Raw genomic sequence first — 16637 nt, forward strand, 5'->3', positions numbered from 1 at the left:
ATTTATTTCCAATTTATTATGATTAATCAATGAATAAATTCTATACATTGCTGAATCTGCGCTGCATCCATTCTCTATCTTCCCTCACGCTTATTCTGTAAAAAGATGCTCTTCAACAGCTTTGAGTTTCTCATTCTGGTGCTGGTGACTGTGGTGTTGTATTATCTTCCTTTTATGCGCCGATGGCAAGTTCCCCTGCTGATTGTCAGCAGCTTGGTATTCTATGCCTGGAGCAATCCGAATCTGTTGCTGCTATTTCTGGCATCGGCAGCCATTAATGTAACGACTAGTTATGGCGTGGTGCATGGCCGCCCAGAACGGCGCAAAGCGTATGCTACGCTTGGGGTAGTTATCAATTTGGCTATCCTCGCTTTTTTCAAGTACAGCCCGCTACTAGGCCGCACACTATTCGCGCCTACAGATAGCATAGGGCAGTTTTTGCTGCAGATTCCTCTGCCCATTGGCATCTCGTTTTACACTTTCGAGGGCATTACCCTGCTGGTAGATGCCTATAAGGGGCGTGACATGCACGCCGAGCAGGAGCTGGTGCCGCGCCAATTTGTAGAGCATGCGCGCAACACTACTTTCTTCGTGGCCTTCTTCCCGCATCTTATTGCCGGGCCTATTCTCAAAGCCCACGACTTTATCCCGCAGATTACGCCAAAATACTTCCGCGATATCAACTGGGAGGCATTTTTCAGGGCCGTGGTGGTAGGCTATTTCCTGAAGATGGTGCTGGCGGACAACCTCAAGGAGCAGACTTTCTGGATTGCATACCCATACTTCGAAACCCAGAGTACCTCGCTGCTGCTCATGATGCTGCTAGGCTACTCCATGCAGATTTTCGCCGATTTTGCGGGGTATTCGCTCATTGCCATTGGCGTGGCGCATCTGTTTGGCTACCGCCTCCCCGATAACTTCAACTTTCCCTACATCAGCCAGTCCGTAACGGAGTTCTGGCGAAGGTGGCACATTTCGCTCAGCTCCTTTCTGCGCGAGTATCTATATGTGCCACTGGGGGGCAACCGCCACGGCAATCTGCGCACCTACCTCAACCTGATGATTGTAATGTTTCTGGGTGGCCTATGGCACGGTGCCGCCTGGAGCTACGCCGTGTGGGGCTCTTTCCATGGCTTGGCGCTAGCAGTTGAGCGCCTTGCGAAGCCGCACATGCAGGCGCCGCGTTCCTGGGCGGGCAAAACGCTGGCGGTGCTGGCCACCTTTACATTCGTTTCAATGGCCTGGCTCTTGTTCAAGCTTCCGCAGTTCGATCAGGCCGTTAGCTATGTGCAGCATATTGGGCAGAACACCCAGCTGCCTACGCCTGCCCTCAGCTACCTGACTATGCTGTGCATTGTGGTGTACTCCATCCCGGTTTTGCTTTACCACGCCTGGTATCTGCTGCGCCAGTCCGGGTGGGCTGTACGGGTTCGGCGATACGCCTACCTGGCCTACGCACTTATGCTGTTCCTTATTCTGACAAACGCCGGGCCTTCGGGCGACTTTATCTATTTCCAGTTTTAGCTGCGCCAACCGATATGAGGTTACTTATACGCTCCGTACTGGCGGCGGTCTTGCTGCTACTGGCCTACCATACCTGGCTGCTGTTTAACCCAGGCGAGGTAGCAGTACCCCAAGGCATTAACCAGGACAATGTTATCAAAATGCAGGAGTATATCTATGCACCTGCCTCGCAGTACAGCACCGTTATCCTGGGCTCGTCGCTGGCCGCGAAGCTACGTAGCCAGGCACTGCCGCCCACCGTGTACAACCTGGCCCTGCGTGGCCAAAGTGCATTTGAGGGGTTTGAAATTCTGAAGCGCTCCGGGCAGCACCCCCGTCTGATACTGGTGGAGCTGGATGTGCTGGACCGGGAGCCTAACCGCAGTACCATAGAAAACCTGTTCAACCCTACGCTGCACCCCTTGCGGAGCCTGGTGCCGGCGTTCCAGGAGCGGCACCAACCGCTCAACCAGCTCCTGACACTGGGGTTCACTGGCTTAGAGCGTCTGCGACCCAAATCGGCCGGCCACATCCGGGAGAAGCTGGGGGTGCGGGCCGCCGGCACCACACCGCTAGTCCCGTTAGCTACGCAGGAGCAACCCGAAGATCTGAGCCTTAATCCCAAAGTAGTAGCTCAAAACCGACTGGAAGGCAACGAGTTGCCTATGGAACCGGGGTTCGGGGCCAATATGGCGCTTCTGAAACGCTATGCGCGCTATTTCACTAAGCAGGGTAGCCACGTTGTGTTCTTTCAGATGCCCGTTGATGCCGGGGTTTGCGAAGGCGCCAAGATGCAGTACATCCGGCGGCGCGTAGAAGCCATTTGCCCACCTGGAGCTTACACCTTCCTGCCTGCCCCCGACTGCAGCCAATACTACACCACCGATGGGCTGCACCTCACCGATGCCAGCGCCCTGCGCTTTTCCCAGCAGCTAGCGCAGCAGCTCCAACAACTGCCGCTCCAGCCTCGCTAGGCCACTCACCACCCCAACGAATACGAAGGCGTAGCTTTGCTCCTATCTTTGCGTCCATCTCTGACCCCTTCGTTTCTGGTTTCTATGGCTTCCTTCGATAATCTGCTGTATGAGCTGAATGCCGCCACCGGCATCCTGCGCCTCACCATCAACCGCCCCACCAAGCTCAATGCCCTGAGCGTAGCCACCATTCAGGAGTTGCGCGTGGCGGTGCTGCAGGCCCTCGGCGACCAAGCCGTGCGTGGCATTATCCTGACGGGCAGCGGCGAGAAGTCGTTTGTGGCTGGAGCCGATATTGCGGAGCTGACAGCCCAGGATGAAATTACGGCACGCCACGTGGCTGAGAGCGGCCAGGAAACCTTCAGCATGATTGAAGGAAGCACCAAACCCATTATTGCCGCTGTAAATGGCTTTGCGTTGGGTGGTGGCTGCGAGCTGGCTATGGCCTGCCACATACGCATCGCCTCCGAAAACGCCCGTTTTGGCCAACCAGAAGTAAACCTGGGCCTGATACCGGGCTACGGCGGCACCCAGCGCCTTACCCAGCTTATCGGTAAAGGCAAAGCCCTGGAGCTGATGCTGACCACCGACATGGTGAAAGCCGATGAGGCCTTGCGCCTGGGCCTCGTGAACCACGTGGTGCCGCTGGCGGAGCTGCTGCCCTTCACGGAGCAGCTTCTGAGCCGCATCCTTACCAAAGCCCCATTGGCGCTAGGGATGGTCATTGATTCCGTAAATGCTTATTACGATAAGGAGCGCAACGGCTATCAGGCCGAGGCTAATGCCTTCACGCACTGCTTCGGTACTGCTGATTTTCGCGAGGGGAGCAGTGCTTTTCTGGAGAAGCGCCCGGCGCAATTCACCGGCAAGTAAGCTACTGGCCTAACCATACTTTTCAGGCCACGAAGGACCTTATCAAGCTGGAGCATTTATCGTTCTGGTCTGATAAGGTCCTTCGTGGCACTGTGCCAGGCTTGTAGTGGCCTAGCCGTTTCCTTTTTCACTTTACCCGCTTATTGAATGAGTATTGCCAAGCGCCTGGCCTCGCAAACGGCTGTGTACGGCGTCAGTAGCATTGTGGGCCGGATACTGACCTACTTTCTAGTACCGGTATATACCGCGCGTTTTGCGGCGGCGCAGTACGGCATCGTGACGGGGTTGTACGCCTATGTTTCGTTCCTGAACGTCATCTTCACCTACGGGATGGAGACGACGTATTTCCGCTTTGCCAACCGCCCCGGTACCGACCGCCGCCTGCTCTACGACCAGGTCTTGAGCCTGCTGCTGGTATCCAGCGTGCTGCTCACGGCCCTGCTGCTGTGGCAGGCGCCGTTGCTGCTGGATCTGCTAGGCCTGCCCGCAAGCAGCGCGCAGTATGCGTTCTGGATTGCCCTGATTTTGGGCATGGATGCGCTGGCCGCCATCCCGTTTGCCCGGCTTCGGTTAGAGAACAAAGCCAAGAAGTTTGCCAGCATCCGGATGGCCAACATCCTGCTTACCGTCGTGCTGAACCTGTTTTTCATCGTGTTCTGCCCCGATGTACTGGCGGGCAAATACCTGACTGGCCTACAGCCCCTTGTTGAGCGCGTGTATGACCCCAGCATGGGCGTGGGCTACGTGTTCCTCTCCAACTTGGTGGCCAGCTTTCTGACGCTGGTATTGCTGGGCCGGGAGCTGACCGACTTCCGGTTCCGCCTTTCGCTGGAGCCGCTGCGGCCGCTGCTGAAGTACGCCTACCCCATTATGCTGATGGGCCTGGCCGGCATGGTAAACGAAACCCTCGACCGTATTCTGCTGCCCAAGTGGCTGCCCGAGAACTTCTATCCGGGCCAGAGCAGCCTTACGGCTGTGGGCGTATATGGCGCTTGCTACAAGCTCAGCATTTTCATGCAGCTTGTCACGCAGGCCTTTAAGTATGCCGCCGAGCCGTTCTTCTTCGCCCAAAGCACCGAGAAAAACTCGCCACGCGTGTTTGCGATGGTGCTGAAGTGGTTCACACTGAGCTGCGCCGTAATTTTTGTGGTGGTGAGCGTGAACGTGGAGGACTTCGGCCGCCTGTTTCTGCACCGCGCTGAATATCTGGAAGGCCTGGTGGTGGTGCCCATATTATTGCTGGCCAACCTGTTTTTGGGGGTGTACTGGAACCTCTCGGTGTGGTTTAAGCTCACCGACAAAACGTACTATGGCACCTATATTGGCTTCGGCGGCGCCATCCTTACCATTGCCCTCAACTTCCTGCTGATTCCGGTGCTCGGCTACATGGGCTCGGCACTGGCTACGCTGGCCTGCTACTTCATGATGGCAGCAGTGTGCTGGTGGCTCGGCAACCACCACTTCCCCGTGCCCTACCCCATTGCCCGCCTCCTGACGTGGATTGGCCTGGCCTCCGTGGTAGTGGCCGTAGCTTGGTTTGTGCCGCTCTCGGAGTACTGGACCCGTCATGCGTTCCATGCGTTGCTCACCCTAGGGTTCATTGCCTTGTTGGTGCTGGTGGAGCGGCCGCATAGGTTGCAGACAGCCTAGCCTAGCCCGTATTTCACGGCGGGCTTACTTGGAAATTTCAAAAAAACCCCTACATTTTTACACCAGGCACCTGCAAAGATAGGCCTAGGCCTATCTTTGCGCCCAGACTGTGCTAGCTGTTTTCTCATGCAGATTTCGATCATCAACACCTCCCACCATCCGCTGCCGGAATACCAGACGGCCCACGCCGCCGGTATGGATGTGCGCGCCAACCTGGAGGCCTCTATCACGCTGAAACCTTTGCAGCGCGCCCTCATCCCAACGGGCCTGTTCCTGGAAATTCCGGTGGGCTACGAAATGCAGGTGCGCCCCCGCAGCGGACTGGCCTACAAGCACGGCATCAGCATCGTGAATAGCCCTGGCACCATTGATGCCGACTACCGCGGCGAGTTGAAAGTGCTACTCGTGAACCTGTCTGACCAGGAGTTCGTGGTGCATGACGGCGAGCGAATTGCGCAGCTGGTAGTGGCCCGCCACGAAACGGTGCAGTGGCAACCTGTAGAAACCCTAAGTGAAACCCAGCGCGGTGCCGGCGGCTACGGTAGCACCGGCGTACAGTAGTGGCCTAGAACCAGTGCCAGGCCACTCTCAACAGCATAAATCACAGATTATCAGCTTCTATTCTGAGTTCTTTCTAGTCAGGGTAAACAGGCTGCCTTTCCTTCCGTACTAGACATCACAAATCCGAAACTCACCTACTCCTTATGAAAATCATCGTCCCGATGGCTGGCATGGGCAAGCGCATGCGCCCCCACACGCTCACAGTTCCTAAGCCACTTATTCCTATTGCGGGCAAACCCATTGTGCAGCGGCTGGTAGAAGACATTGCCAAAGTCTGCGGGGAGCAGGTAGATGAAGTAGCCTTTATCATCGGTCGCTTTGGTGCGGAGGTAGAGAAAAGCCTCGTTAAAATTGCCGAATCGGTAGGCGCTAAAGGCACTATCCATTACCAGGATGAGCCCTTGGGCACGGCCCATGCTATTCTATGCGCCCAGTCGGCCCTGACTGGCCCGGTAGTAGTGGCCTTCGCCGATACGCTGTTCAAAGCCGACTTCACGCTGGATAGCTCCGTGCCCGGCACCATCTGGGTGCAGCGCGTGGACGACCCCAAGCCCTTCGGTGTAGTAAAGCTCAACGAAGCCGGCGAAATCACGGACTTCGTGGAGAAGCCACAGGAGTTTGTATCGGATCTGGCCATTATCGGCATCTACTACTTCCAAGACGGCGAATACCTGCGCCAGGAGCTCCAGTTCCTGCTCGATAACGACATCAAGGACAAAGGCGAGTACCAGCTCACCAATGCCCTTGAAAACATGAAGAGCAAGGGTACTAAGTTTGTGCCCGGCCGCGTTACGGAGTGGCTCGACTGCGGCAACAAGGATGCCACCGTCTTTACTAACCAGCGCTACCTGGAGTACCTGCAGGAGCGTGGCGAAAACCTGGTAGCAGAATCCGCGAAAGTCACGAACTCTGTACTGATTCCGCCGGTTTATGTGGGTGAAGGCGTCGTGATTACCGATTCGGTAGTGGGGCCGCACGTATCGTTGGGCAACCAGAGCAACGTGCGCAGCTCAGTGGTATCGAACAGCATCGTGCAGCAGTCGGCTTCGGTGCTGCACGCCAACGTTACCAACTCCATGATCGGCAACTTTGCCACCGTCACGGGTACGCCAGACGATTTGAGCCTGGGTGATTACAACACATTGCGCGTGTGATAATTTGCGCCTCCTGAAGTTGCAGTAGCGCGGACCTGTTTAGGCCTGCCTTGTTGTGCTAGGGTGTATCTTGCTTTCCCTAACTATGGCCTACGGGCCCGCGCTACTGCGTTCATGAGTCGAAAAGGTGCCTTTATTCTTCTGTTGCTAGGCCTGTCGGTGGCCGAGCTAGGCCATGCCCAACAGCCTGCACAAGTGCTTGGCAAAAGCGCTGTAAAGACTGAAAAGCCACCAAAAGCCAAGAAGCTCAGCCGCAAAGAGCGCAAAGCACTTTCCCGCCGCGCCGAGCTGGAAGCTATGCAGCTGCAGAAGCGGCCATTATCAGAGAAAGATCAGGAAATGAGTGAGGCCTTCTTTGTAGATGGCCTACGCTACCTCATGCTGGAGGACTACAATAAAGCGCTGGAACGCCTGCTCAAGGCCTACGCGCTCAGCCCTGCCAATGCCGCTATCAACTATAAGATAGCTGAAACCAACCTGCTCAGCGGTAACCTCAGCGACGCCACGAACTTCGCGCAGTCGGCGGTAAAGCTAGACCCCAAGAATGCGTACTACTACCTGCTGCTGGCGCAAATCTATACCTCGCAGAAGCAGTACGACCAAGCCGCGAAGGTCTACACAACCCTTATCAAGGACGTCCCGGACTCGGGCAACTACCTGTTTAACCTGGCCGATCTGTACATGGCCCAGGGCAAGCTCAATGAGGCACTAAGCACATTTGAGCAGGCTGAGAAGAAGTTCGGGACCATTGATGAGGTATCGTTCAAGAAACAGCAGATTTACCTCAAGCAGAACAACCTCGACAAGGCCCTGCAGGAAGGCGAAGTGCTGATTGCCTCCAACCCCGAAGAAGTGCGCTACGTGCTGGCTCAGGCCCAGATGTACGCCGCAAACAATCGCTTTCCCGATGCCATTCGGGTGGCGCAGCAGGCCCTTAAGCAGGACCCCGAAAACCCGCAGGCCCGCATGATTCTGGCCGACGTGTACCGGCAGCAGAACAATCCGCAGGAGTCGCAGAAGCAAATCAAGCTGGCCTTCGAGAACCCTGGCCTAGACATCGATAACAAGGTCCGCATCCTAATTGACTACATCAAACAGCTGCCAAACCCAGCCCTGAACCAATCGGCGCTGGAGCTGGCGGAGGCCACCACGCGCACGCATCCCAAAGAGGCCAAGGCCTTTTCCATTGCCGGCGACATCCAGACCATTACTGACCATAAAAAGGATGCCCGCGCCAGCTATCTGAAAGCCATTGAGTTGGATAACACCAAATTCCAGATCTGGCAGCAGGTAGTACTGATTGATGCCGAGCTGAATGATGTGGAGGGGATGCTCCAGCACACCAACAAGGCCCTGGAGCTGTTCCCGAACCAGGCGTCGCTGTGGTTCTACAATGGAGTGGCCTACATGCTGCAGAAGCAGCCCGCGAAAGGTATCAAGTCGCTGGAATACGGCCGCAAGCTGGCAACAGATAACCCAGAACTGCTGGCCCAGTTTGACACCCAGCTTGGCGATGCCTACCACGAGGTGAAGGAGTACGCCAAATCCGACGCGGCCTACGAGGCGGCTCTGGTGTTTGACGCCAACAACGCCCAGGCGCTCAACAATTACAGCTACTACCTTTCGTTGCGCGGCGAGAAGCTGGCAAAAGCAAAGGAAATGGCCGGGAAGCTCGTGAAGCAGAATCCCGACAACGACACCTACCTCGATACGTATGGCTGGGTGCTCTATAAAATGAAAGACTATGCTGGCGCTCGTCAGCAATTTGAGCTAGCGCTCAAAACAACCAAAGATGCAACCGTAATCGAGCATTACGGCGACGTACTCTATCAATTGGGCGAGCGGGATAAAGCCCTGGCGGAGTGGCAGCGGGCCCAGAAACAGGGCGGCGCTTCTGCTCTGATTGACCGCAAGATTAAAGACAAGAAACTGTATGAGTAAATATATTCCGCTGGTTCTGCTGAGTGCCGTTTTGCTATTGGGAAGCTGCCACCGCAAACTGGCTCCCACTGGTGCCAAAACCGGTTCGGCTAAAGCACCAGAAATGGTGAAGGCAACGAACGTTGAGTTCAGCTACCTCAAAGCCAAAGGCAAAGTATCCATCGACTTTCCGGGGGTGCAGCAAACAGCCAACCTGAACGTGCGCATCCGCAAGGACAGTGTTATTTGGATGTCGGCTTCGTTGGGCATTGAGGGCTTCCGGGCCTACATCACCCGCGACTCAGTAAAAGTGCTTTTCCCGCTGCAGCGCGAATATTATACCGGCGACTACGCTTACCTGAGCCGCGTGCTGAACGTTCCCGTTACGTTTGAGCGGGTGCAGGCATTGCTGCTCGGCGACTATCTGCCGGCCAGCCCTTCCAGCGCTGCCGTCCCAACTATTAGTACTGATGGTGGAACGCAACGCGTGCAGTATGAACAAAGCGGCGTGCTGGTGCAGCAGCTCATTGATCTGGCGAAGTCCAGGGTGCAGCAGCTGACTGTCCAGGATCAGCAGACGCAGAACAACCTCAACGTAGACTATTCCGATTTTCAGCCACTCACTCCGCAGAGCCAGCTTTTCGCGCATACTACACTGCTGAAAGTACAGCAGGCGAAAGGCGCGCCTTCTTCCGTTACGGTTAACTACCGCAACGTCGATCTGGACAAAGAGCGGCTTTCCTTCCCCTTTTCGGTACCCAAAGGCTATGCGCGGAAGAAGTAAGCCGTGGCTACTGTTGCCCCTCCTTGTTGTGCTTGCCGGGCCTGCCAGTACGGCGGTAGGCCAGCAGCGCAAGCGCACCACCTCTTCTAAATCATCAGGTACCGGCAGAACTACCAAAACCAAGGCCCAACTGGAGCGGGAACGGCGGGCAACTCTGTTGCGCATCAAGGAAGCCAGCCGCATTCTGGAGCAGACCCAGAAGCAGAAGCAGGCTTCCGTGGGCCAGTTAAATGCGCTGAAAGAAAAGCTTACCGTCCAGCAGGGCGTTATCCGCAACATCAGCAATGAGCTGAACTACATCGAAAACGACGTAGTTCAGACTGAAACGCAGGTACAGCGCACGCGCCAAAGCTTGGAGCAGCTGAAGGCTGAATACGCACGTCTGATTTACATCGGCTCCAAGACGGCGAATAGCTACAACCGGGTGATGTTCCTGTTTGCTTCGGAATCGTTCAACCAGTTCATGCTGCGCCTGCGCTACATTCGGCAGTACGCCGAGGTACGGAAAGCGCAAGCCGCCCAAATCACTAATACGCAGCAGCGGCTCAGCCAGCAGCTTACCGGCCTTAAAGAGAAAAAAGAAGAAAAGGGCACACTGCTGCATAGCCAGCTCTCCGAGAAGAAGAACCTGCTAACGCTTAAAACCCAGCAAGACCAGGTAGTTACCAAGCTCAGCCAGCAGGAAGAAAGCCTACGGCAAGAATTGGTGGCGCGTCAGCAAGCCATCAGTCGGTTGGATAACCTGATTGCCCTGAAAGTAAAAGAGGAAATTGCCCGGGCGGCCCGCCTCGCCGCGCGCCGCGCTGCCGCCGCTAAAGCTGCTGCTGCCCGTGCCAGTAACCCCACCGCTGCACCCCGCCCCGGCGATGCCCCCTCGCGCGCCAGCACCGCAGCCGCCGAAGCTGCCGAAGTAGCCGCCGCCGAGCGGGTGGACCGCGTGACCCTGACGCCAGAAACCGCTATCCTGGCCTCTTCCTTCAATGATAACCGTGGCCAGCTACCGTGGCCGGTAGGCCGGGGCTTTATTTCCCAACGCTTCGGCCGCCACAACCACCCGGTACTGAAGAACGTGGTGGTAGAAAACCGGGGAGTAGATATTCAAACCAGCGCCGGCGAACCGGTACGCTCCGTCTTTGATGGCAAAGTGCTCACTATTGCCAGTGTGCCCGGCATGAACACGATTGTGATGGTACAGCATGGCGACTACTTCACGGTATATGCCAAGCTGCGGAGCGTAAGCGTGACGGAAGGCCAGCAGATCAAGGCGCGCCAGACCATCGGCACCGTGTATACTGATGCGGAAGGCACCTCCGAGGTGCAGTTTCAGGTGTGGCACAACAGCTCCAACCTGAACCCCGAAAACTGGCTAGGGCGCAAGTAGCCGAACTGGCCTAGGGCGCTCATTTCATCCTAACAGAGAAGCCGGCAGCCTCTTTGCGGTGAGTCTAGTGGCCTACAGCACCCAACGGAAAGGGCGAAAAAAAACACCGTACAGCATACGGTGTCTTTCTGAGCTATGAAAACAAACTTAGCTATCAGTAATCCCTCTCCCGAAACAAACGCAGCAAGCTGCAGTCTGCCACGGGACAATCCCCGATAACATGACGAAAGATAAGTGTCTTTACATATGATTTGCACCTGATTTCGCCGAAACAACGGTTTATCTCGGTGAAGATCTTGTTTACCTGCTTCGCAGAGGATAAAAGCTGGTGGTTGACCTTAAATCAGGTTGAGCCGGCTCAATAAGGTAGCCTTGTAGGAACTCCCGATGGGCACCGGCATCACAGTACTTGGCCGGTCGGCGCTACGGCTTGCTTCCACAATCACCGCATCCGACTCAATCGCCACTATCCGATCAAGCCGAACAATATACTTGCGATGAATACGGGCGAAATCGCGCGTGGGCAGCTTGGCTTCCAGTTCCTTCATCGTGCTATAGACGGTAAACCGCTCCTGGCCTACGTAGATGTTCACGTAGTCGCCGAGGGCCTCGATGTACCGGATATCAGCTGTTTTCAGGCGCACCAGTTTGTGCTCCTGTTTGACGAATATTTCATTTTGCCCGCCTGCCATATGAATGGATCCGGCCGCATCGTTGCTCATACGCAGTAATTCCTCCAGCTTCTGTTGTTCGTATTCAATTTGTAAGCGGGCCCGGCGCAACTCCAGGTGCGCTACTACCTCGCGAGCCAGGATGCGCAGGGCGTCCCGCTGCTGTTCATCCAGCCGCCGCGGAACGGTGTCGATAGCACAGATAGTACCGATGGGTTGGCCGTGGGGCGTAACGAGCGGAGCCCCGGCATAGAAGCGGATGTTGGGGGAAGACGTAACCAAAGGGTTTCGCTGAAACAGCGGGTCGAGGGAAGCGTCTTCCACCTCATATACATCCTCGGCAAACATGGCATGTTGGCAAAAGGCTTGCTCGCGCGGAGTACTTTCCACCTCCATTCCAATGCGCGCTTTAAACCACTGCCGCTCCGAATCAACCAGCGTAACCAGTGATGTGGGAGTTCCGCAGATGTAGGAGGCCAGCTTCACTAAGTCATCGAAAGCCTCTTCGGCCGGCGTATCCAGAATTTGATAGGCCCTCAGAGCTTCCATGCGCTCCTGCTCCGCCAGCGGATGGGAGAGCAACGCTGCTTTGCGTGATGTAGCCCGTGGTTTGGTATGCATTCCAGAATAAAAGGAGGTTAGAAATATTTAACAGCCGATGATTCTACGACAGATCTTCACTTCTTAGAGTATCAAAATAGAGGAGCTTACCGGCAGTTTCCATAATTCAACCGCCGAACAGAGAGTAATCATCGGTCAACCTCTATAATTACTGGTTGGAAGCTCCCGTGCCGGAGCTATTCCTGCGAAGGAAGAATCGGACGTAGCGGAACTGATTTTGAAATTATGAGGTACCTTTACAATCCCGAACCGTACAAAGCTGCGTACACTAAGCTTTGACACCCCAAACTGGCCACCCGGCTAACTCAACTATGTATTTTGCCACCCTTCTGCTTGGAATCGGTAACTTCGGAGGCACCGAACTGCTGCTTATTGGCCTAGCCATCATTTTGCTTTTCGGCGCTAAGCGCATTCCGGAGCTTTTCCGCGGAATGGGCCAAGGCATCCGGGAGTTCAAAGACGCTTCCAAGGAAGATAAGCCGGAGTTCCGCGACCGTCCCATTAACCCGAACGACCCTACGGCTCCCCGCAATTAATTTTATTGGCCATGAGCACTCCTTTTTTCCTTTTTTTAGGTGACCTAGGTGGTGGTGAGATTATGCTCATCATGGTGGTCATTCTGATTTTCTTTGGTGCTAACAAGATTCCGGAGCTTGCTCGGGGCTTGGGCAAAGGCATCCGTGAATTTAAAGATGCCTCGCGCGAAATCCGTAGCGAAATTGAAGGCACTGGCCTTCCCCAGCAACAGCCCTATCAGCAGCAGTTCACTCAGCCAGTGGCCTACCAGGCTCCTAACCCGGAAGTAACGCCGGTTGCTGATATTACACCAGCTGCTGCCCCTATTGCTCCGCCCATGGATGGTGGCATTACGCCCCCAGTTACACCCGCGCCGGAGCGCCCTCGCCCTGACCAACTGACCTAATTTCTTTCTTCGATTTGAGACGCTTTACCTCTCTCACGGAAGTTCGTAACGAGCTGACGGCAGGCACTACTACCTGCCGTCAGCTCGTGGAGTATTATCTGGATAACATCGAGCGCCAGAATCACCTGAACGCCTTTCTGGAAGTGTGGCCCGAAGAGGCCCGCGCCCAGGCTGAGGCTGTAGATGCCAAACTAGCGGCCGGTACTGCCGGTAAGCTGGCAGGTATGGTGATTGGCCTAAAGGATGTACTGGCCTACAAAGACCACGCGCTCCAAAGCAGCAGCCATATTCTCGACGGCTTCAAATCGTTGTTTACCGGCACCGCTGTGCAGCGCCTGCTCGATGAAGACGCTATCCTGATTGGCCGCCAGAACTGCGACGAGTTTGCGATGGGCGCCTCCAACGAAACGTCGTACTTTGGGCCGGCGCGCAACGCCATTGACCCAGACCGCGTGCCCGGTGGCTCCTCGGGCGGCTCGGCGGTAGCAGTGCAGGCCGATATGTGCTTGGCCTCTATTGGCTCCGACACGGGCGGCTCGGTGCGCCAGCCGGCTGCGTTTTGCGGCATTGTGGGCTTCAAGCCTACGTATTCCCGCATTTCGCGCTATGGCCTGATTGCCTACGCTTCGTCGTTCGACCAGATTGGTACCCTCACGCACTCTGTGGAAGATGCAGCTCTGCTGCTAGAGGTAATGGCTGGGGCCGATAACTTCGACAGCACCGTAAGCCAGCGTGCTGTACCAGCCTACAGCGAGCTGCTGGAACCGGCCCCACACTACCGCATCGGCTATATCCGCGACTGCCTGGATCGGCCAGGATTAAACCCGGAAATCAAAGCCGCCACGGAGCAAGCGTTGGACGCTTTCCGGGGACAGGGCCACGTGGTAGAAGCTGTTGACTTTCCCTACCTGGATTTCATTGTACCGAGCTACTATATCCTGACTACTGCCGAAGCCAGCTCCAACCTGAGCCGCTACGACGGAGTAAAATTTGGCTATCGGGCAGCCGATGCGACGGATCTGGAATCGTTGTACAAGAAGACCCGGGCGCAAGGTTTCGGGCCGGAGGTGCAGCGCCGCATCCTGCTCGGTACGTTCGTGCTCAGCGCCGACTATTACGATGCGTATTACACGAAAGCCCAGCAAGTCCGCCGCCTGATTAAGGAAAAGACCGACGAGCTGCTGCGTGAGTACGATTTCCTGGTCCTTCCTACTACTCCAACCACGGCCTTCCGAATCGGGGAAAACAAAAAAGATACCTTAGCCATGTACTTGGCGGATATCTTTACCGTTCAGGCCTCATTGGCGGGTGTTCCTGCTATCTCGGTGCCAGCAGGCCACGATGCGCAGGGCCTACCCATTGGTTTACAGATCCTTAGTGGGGCGTTCCGTGAGGAACACCTGTTGGCTTTTGCCAAATCCGTGACGGAAACACTTACGCCTGTACTGTCTTAGCTTGATGTAAGATGAAGAAGTTGTTGCTGCGCGCAGTTGCTCCTGTATTAATTGGGACAACGCTAGGCCACTTAAGCATGGCCCAGATCAGGCCCCAAGTACCCCCGGCCCCAAGCGCACAGCCCAACGACTCCTTACAAACGATAATGGAGCTGCCGCCAGATTCCCTGGTGGCAGTTCCTGTTCCAGTAGATTCCGCCCGCCTTGTATGGCTGCAGACTCCACCCGAGCTGCGGGACTTAGTAGGCGACCGAATTCAGTGCTTCGAAACCGATGTTCCGCACGCGTTCAACCCATCGGTTTTGGCGTTTGTACGCCTGTTTACGGAACGGCAGCGCACGTATACTCAGCGCGTATTGGAGCGCGAAAACCTGTACTTCCCGCTTTTCGAGAAGTATCTGGCTAAGTACAACCTGCCTACAGACCTGAAGTATCTAGCGGTAGTAGAATCAGCGCTGATACCCACGGCCAAATCGCGGGTAGGTGCTACGGGCCTGTGGCAGTTTATGGGCCCTACGGCCAATGATTTGCGCCTGAAGCGCGATGAGTGGGTGGATGAACGTATGGACCCCGAGAAAGCCACCGAGGCAGCCTGCAAGCACTTACGCTACCTCTACGGCGTTTTTCACGATTGGGAATTGGTATTAGCGGCCTACAACTGGGGTGCCGGCAATATGCAGCGCGTAATCAGGCGGACGGGCAAGAAAACGTTCTGGGAAGTCTACCCAAACCTGCCGGCCGAAACACGCAACTACGTGCCCACCTTCACGGCCATCATGTACACCATGAAGCATGCGCAGGAGCACCAGTTGCACTCTCCTACCCTGCGCTACCAGTACGCCGAGCCCATGGACACCCTGCAGCTGGGCGGCCGGGCCTTTGACCTGACCCGCCTGGCCAGGGCCTGTGGCTTCACCGACTCGATGGCGCTTGTGCGGCAAAACCCAGAGCTCCGCAAGACCTGGTTGCCAGCCGGATACCGGCCATATACAGTTCAGCTGCCGGCCACTGCCCGCCCAATGCTGGCCATGGTTGATAGAGCAACACTGTTTGATTACTGCCAGCCCCTGGCAGAGCTTCCTACACCTCTTTCGCCTCGCATTACCCCTCTGATGGGGGTAACGCCCGTGGTTACCAGGGGCTTGCTGGCCGATGGAGCCCCGCGCGAAACCGAGCCGACGACAGAGCCGCGGTTCCGCCGCGTCCGTCATACGGTGCGCCGTGGCGAGACAATTGCTTCTGTAGCCGAACGCTATGATGTAAGCCAGACGCAGGTTCGGCGCTGGAATGAATTGCGCAAAGGCCAGTCCCTTTCGTCGCGCCGCCAATTGGTGGTGTTCCTACCGATTGCGCCATCCGCTTCGGCTGCTCAAACTGTTGTTGCGATAGCGCGCAAGCCACAGTCCGTGCTTTCGCGCGTACCGGAAGTGGGGCAGATTGCTGCTGCTAGTCCTGAAACGGAGCCCGCAACCCCGAGCTCGATCGTAAAAGCAGAAATTTCCCGTAGCGTAAAAACTGCCAGGCCAGTCCGGGCAGAAGCGGTGGTAGCTTCAGTCCGGGCAATTGAGGCCGATGACTCCGTACCGGCCGACTACACCGTTCGCCGAGGCGACTTCATTGAGAAGATTGCCCGCGAACGGAATCTGACGGTGGCCCAGGTAATGACCTGGAACCATCTTACATCGGAAGTAGTGCAGCCGGGCCAGAAGCTGGTCCTGCACCCCACCGACGACCAAGAGGAAGACGCTAGGCCAGTTGCGACGGAGATAATTACAGCAAAGCCTGTTCGTACGGCTTCCGCACGCCCCGAGCCAGCCACGAAAGCACCCGGTTTGCCTAAAGTGCATTTGGTACAGCCCGGCGATACGCTGTATAATATATCACGCCGCTATCAGGGCGTTACGGTGGAGCAGCTGCGCCAACTGAACCATCTCAAATCTGACGAAGTGAAACCAGGGCAAAAGCTAATTGTGGCTGGCTAGGCCACTACCAGCTGCTGAAATACAGACTATTTGTTCTGAACGGGTGCTTTGTCGGCGCCCGTTTTTGCTTTACGAAGCAGCAAGAAGATGTAGTCGGCTGACTCTAGGCCACTCCTAAATTATTGTAGACATTATTGCCCAAATCCTGATATCCAACACTGCCTTGTGTCGGGCCCCGGTATTTGGT

General features: G+C 56.0%; 14 protein-coding genes. 13 read left to right on the forward strand and 1 reads right to left on the reverse strand.

Translation table 11 applies throughout. From position 1 onward, the window contains the following. The first annotated feature begins 105 nt into the window (after positions 1-105). The 9 genes from CFT68_RS15210 (at position 106) to CFT68_RS15250 (ending at position 10800) form a co-directional block, all read left to right on the forward strand. Entirely contained in the window at positions 106-1524 is a 1419-nt protein-coding gene (locus tag CFT68_RS15210) for an MBOAT family O-acyltransferase (protein ID WP_088844389.1), read from the forward strand. A gap of 14 nt (positions 1525-1538) precedes the next feature. Beyond that, positions 1539-2477, forward strand: coding sequence for a hypothetical protein (locus CFT68_RS15215; RefSeq protein WP_141106585.1), 939 nt, complete (start codon positions 1539-1541; stop codon positions 2475-2477). A gap of 84 nt (positions 2478-2561) precedes the next feature. Next, a complete protein-coding gene (locus tag CFT68_RS15220) occupies positions 2562-3350 on the forward strand; it encodes an enoyl-CoA hydratase/isomerase family protein (RefSeq protein ID WP_088844391.1) in 789 nt (262 codons plus the stop codon). A gap of 147 nt (positions 3351-3497) precedes the next feature. Next, positions 3498-5000 (forward strand): oligosaccharide flippase family protein, encoded by a 1503-nt coding sequence (locus CFT68_RS15225; protein ID WP_088844392.1) that lies wholly within the window; start codon positions 3498-3500, stop codon positions 4998-5000. A gap of 126 nt (positions 5001-5126) precedes the next feature. Further along, the gene (gene dut / locus CFT68_RS15230) at positions 5127-5561 is read left to right on the forward strand and encodes a dUTP diphosphatase (RefSeq protein WP_088844393.1); all 435 of its coding nucleotides are present in this window, start codon (positions 5127-5129) and stop codon (positions 5559-5561) included. Positions 5562-5704: 143 nt separating this feature from the next. Further along, on the forward strand, positions 5705-6715 hold the full coding sequence (locus CFT68_RS15235; protein ID WP_088844394.1) for a sugar nucleotidyltransferase: 1011 nt from the start codon (positions 5705-5707) through the stop codon (positions 6713-6715). A gap of 114 nt (positions 6716-6829) precedes the next feature. Further along, positions 6830-8656 carry a tetratricopeptide repeat protein gene (locus CFT68_RS15240; protein ID WP_088844395.1) on the forward strand — a complete coding sequence of 609 codons (1827 nt, stop codon included), beginning with the start codon at positions 6830-6832 and terminating at the stop codon, positions 8654-8656. Beyond that, positions 8649-9419, forward strand: coding sequence for a DUF4292 domain-containing protein (locus tag CFT68_RS15245; protein WP_088844396.1), 771 nt, complete (start codon positions 8649-8651; stop codon positions 9417-9419). Before CFT68_RS15240 ends, CFT68_RS15245 begins: the two co-directional genes overlap by 8 nt. Positions 9420-9432: 13 nt before the next feature. Next, complete coding sequence (locus CFT68_RS15250; protein WP_245815405.1) at positions 9433-10800, forward strand: murein hydrolase activator EnvC family protein; 1368 nt, start codon at positions 9433-9435, stop codon at positions 10798-10800. Positions 10801-11138: 338 nt separating this feature from the next. Here CFT68_RS15250 and CFT68_RS15255 read toward each other — a convergent pair whose 3' ends face one another. Continuing rightward, positions 11139-12092 (reverse strand): GAF domain-containing DNA-binding protein, encoded by a 954-nt coding sequence (locus CFT68_RS15255; protein WP_088844398.1) that lies wholly within the window; start codon positions 12090-12092, stop codon positions 11139-11141. A gap of 311 nt (positions 12093-12403) precedes the next feature. On the opposite strand from CFT68_RS15255, the gene CFT68_RS15260 reads away from it, so the two are divergent. From CFT68_RS15260 to CFT68_RS15275, 4 genes are read left to right on the forward strand one after another with little or no spacing between them, the layout of a single operon-like run. Then, entirely contained in the window at positions 12404-12628 is a 225-nt protein-coding gene (locus CFT68_RS15260) for a Sec-independent protein translocase subunit TatA/TatB (RefSeq protein ID WP_088844399.1), read from the forward strand. A gap of 11 nt (positions 12629-12639) precedes the next feature. After that, complete coding sequence (gene tatA, locus CFT68_RS22340) at positions 12640-13014, forward strand: twin-arginine translocase TatA/TatE family subunit (protein WP_088844400.1); 375 nt, start codon at positions 12640-12642, stop codon at positions 13012-13014. Between the two features lie 14 nt (positions 13015-13028). After that, positions 13029-14468 (forward strand): Asp-tRNA(Asn)/Glu-tRNA(Gln) amidotransferase subunit GatA, encoded by a 1440-nt coding sequence (gene gatA / locus CFT68_RS15270; RefSeq protein ID WP_088844401.1) that lies wholly within the window; start codon positions 13029-13031, stop codon positions 14466-14468. A gap of 11 nt (positions 14469-14479) precedes the next feature. Beyond that, entirely contained in the window at positions 14480-16450 is a 1971-nt protein-coding gene (locus tag CFT68_RS15275) for a LysM peptidoglycan-binding domain-containing protein (RefSeq protein ID WP_088844402.1), read from the forward strand. The last annotated feature ends 187 nt before the right edge of the window (positions 16451-16637 follow it).

The organism is Hymenobacter gelipurpurascens (assembly GCF_900187375.1).
Lineage (GTDB): Bacteria > Bacteroidota > Bacteroidia > Cytophagales > Hymenobacteraceae > Hymenobacter > Hymenobacter gelipurpurascens.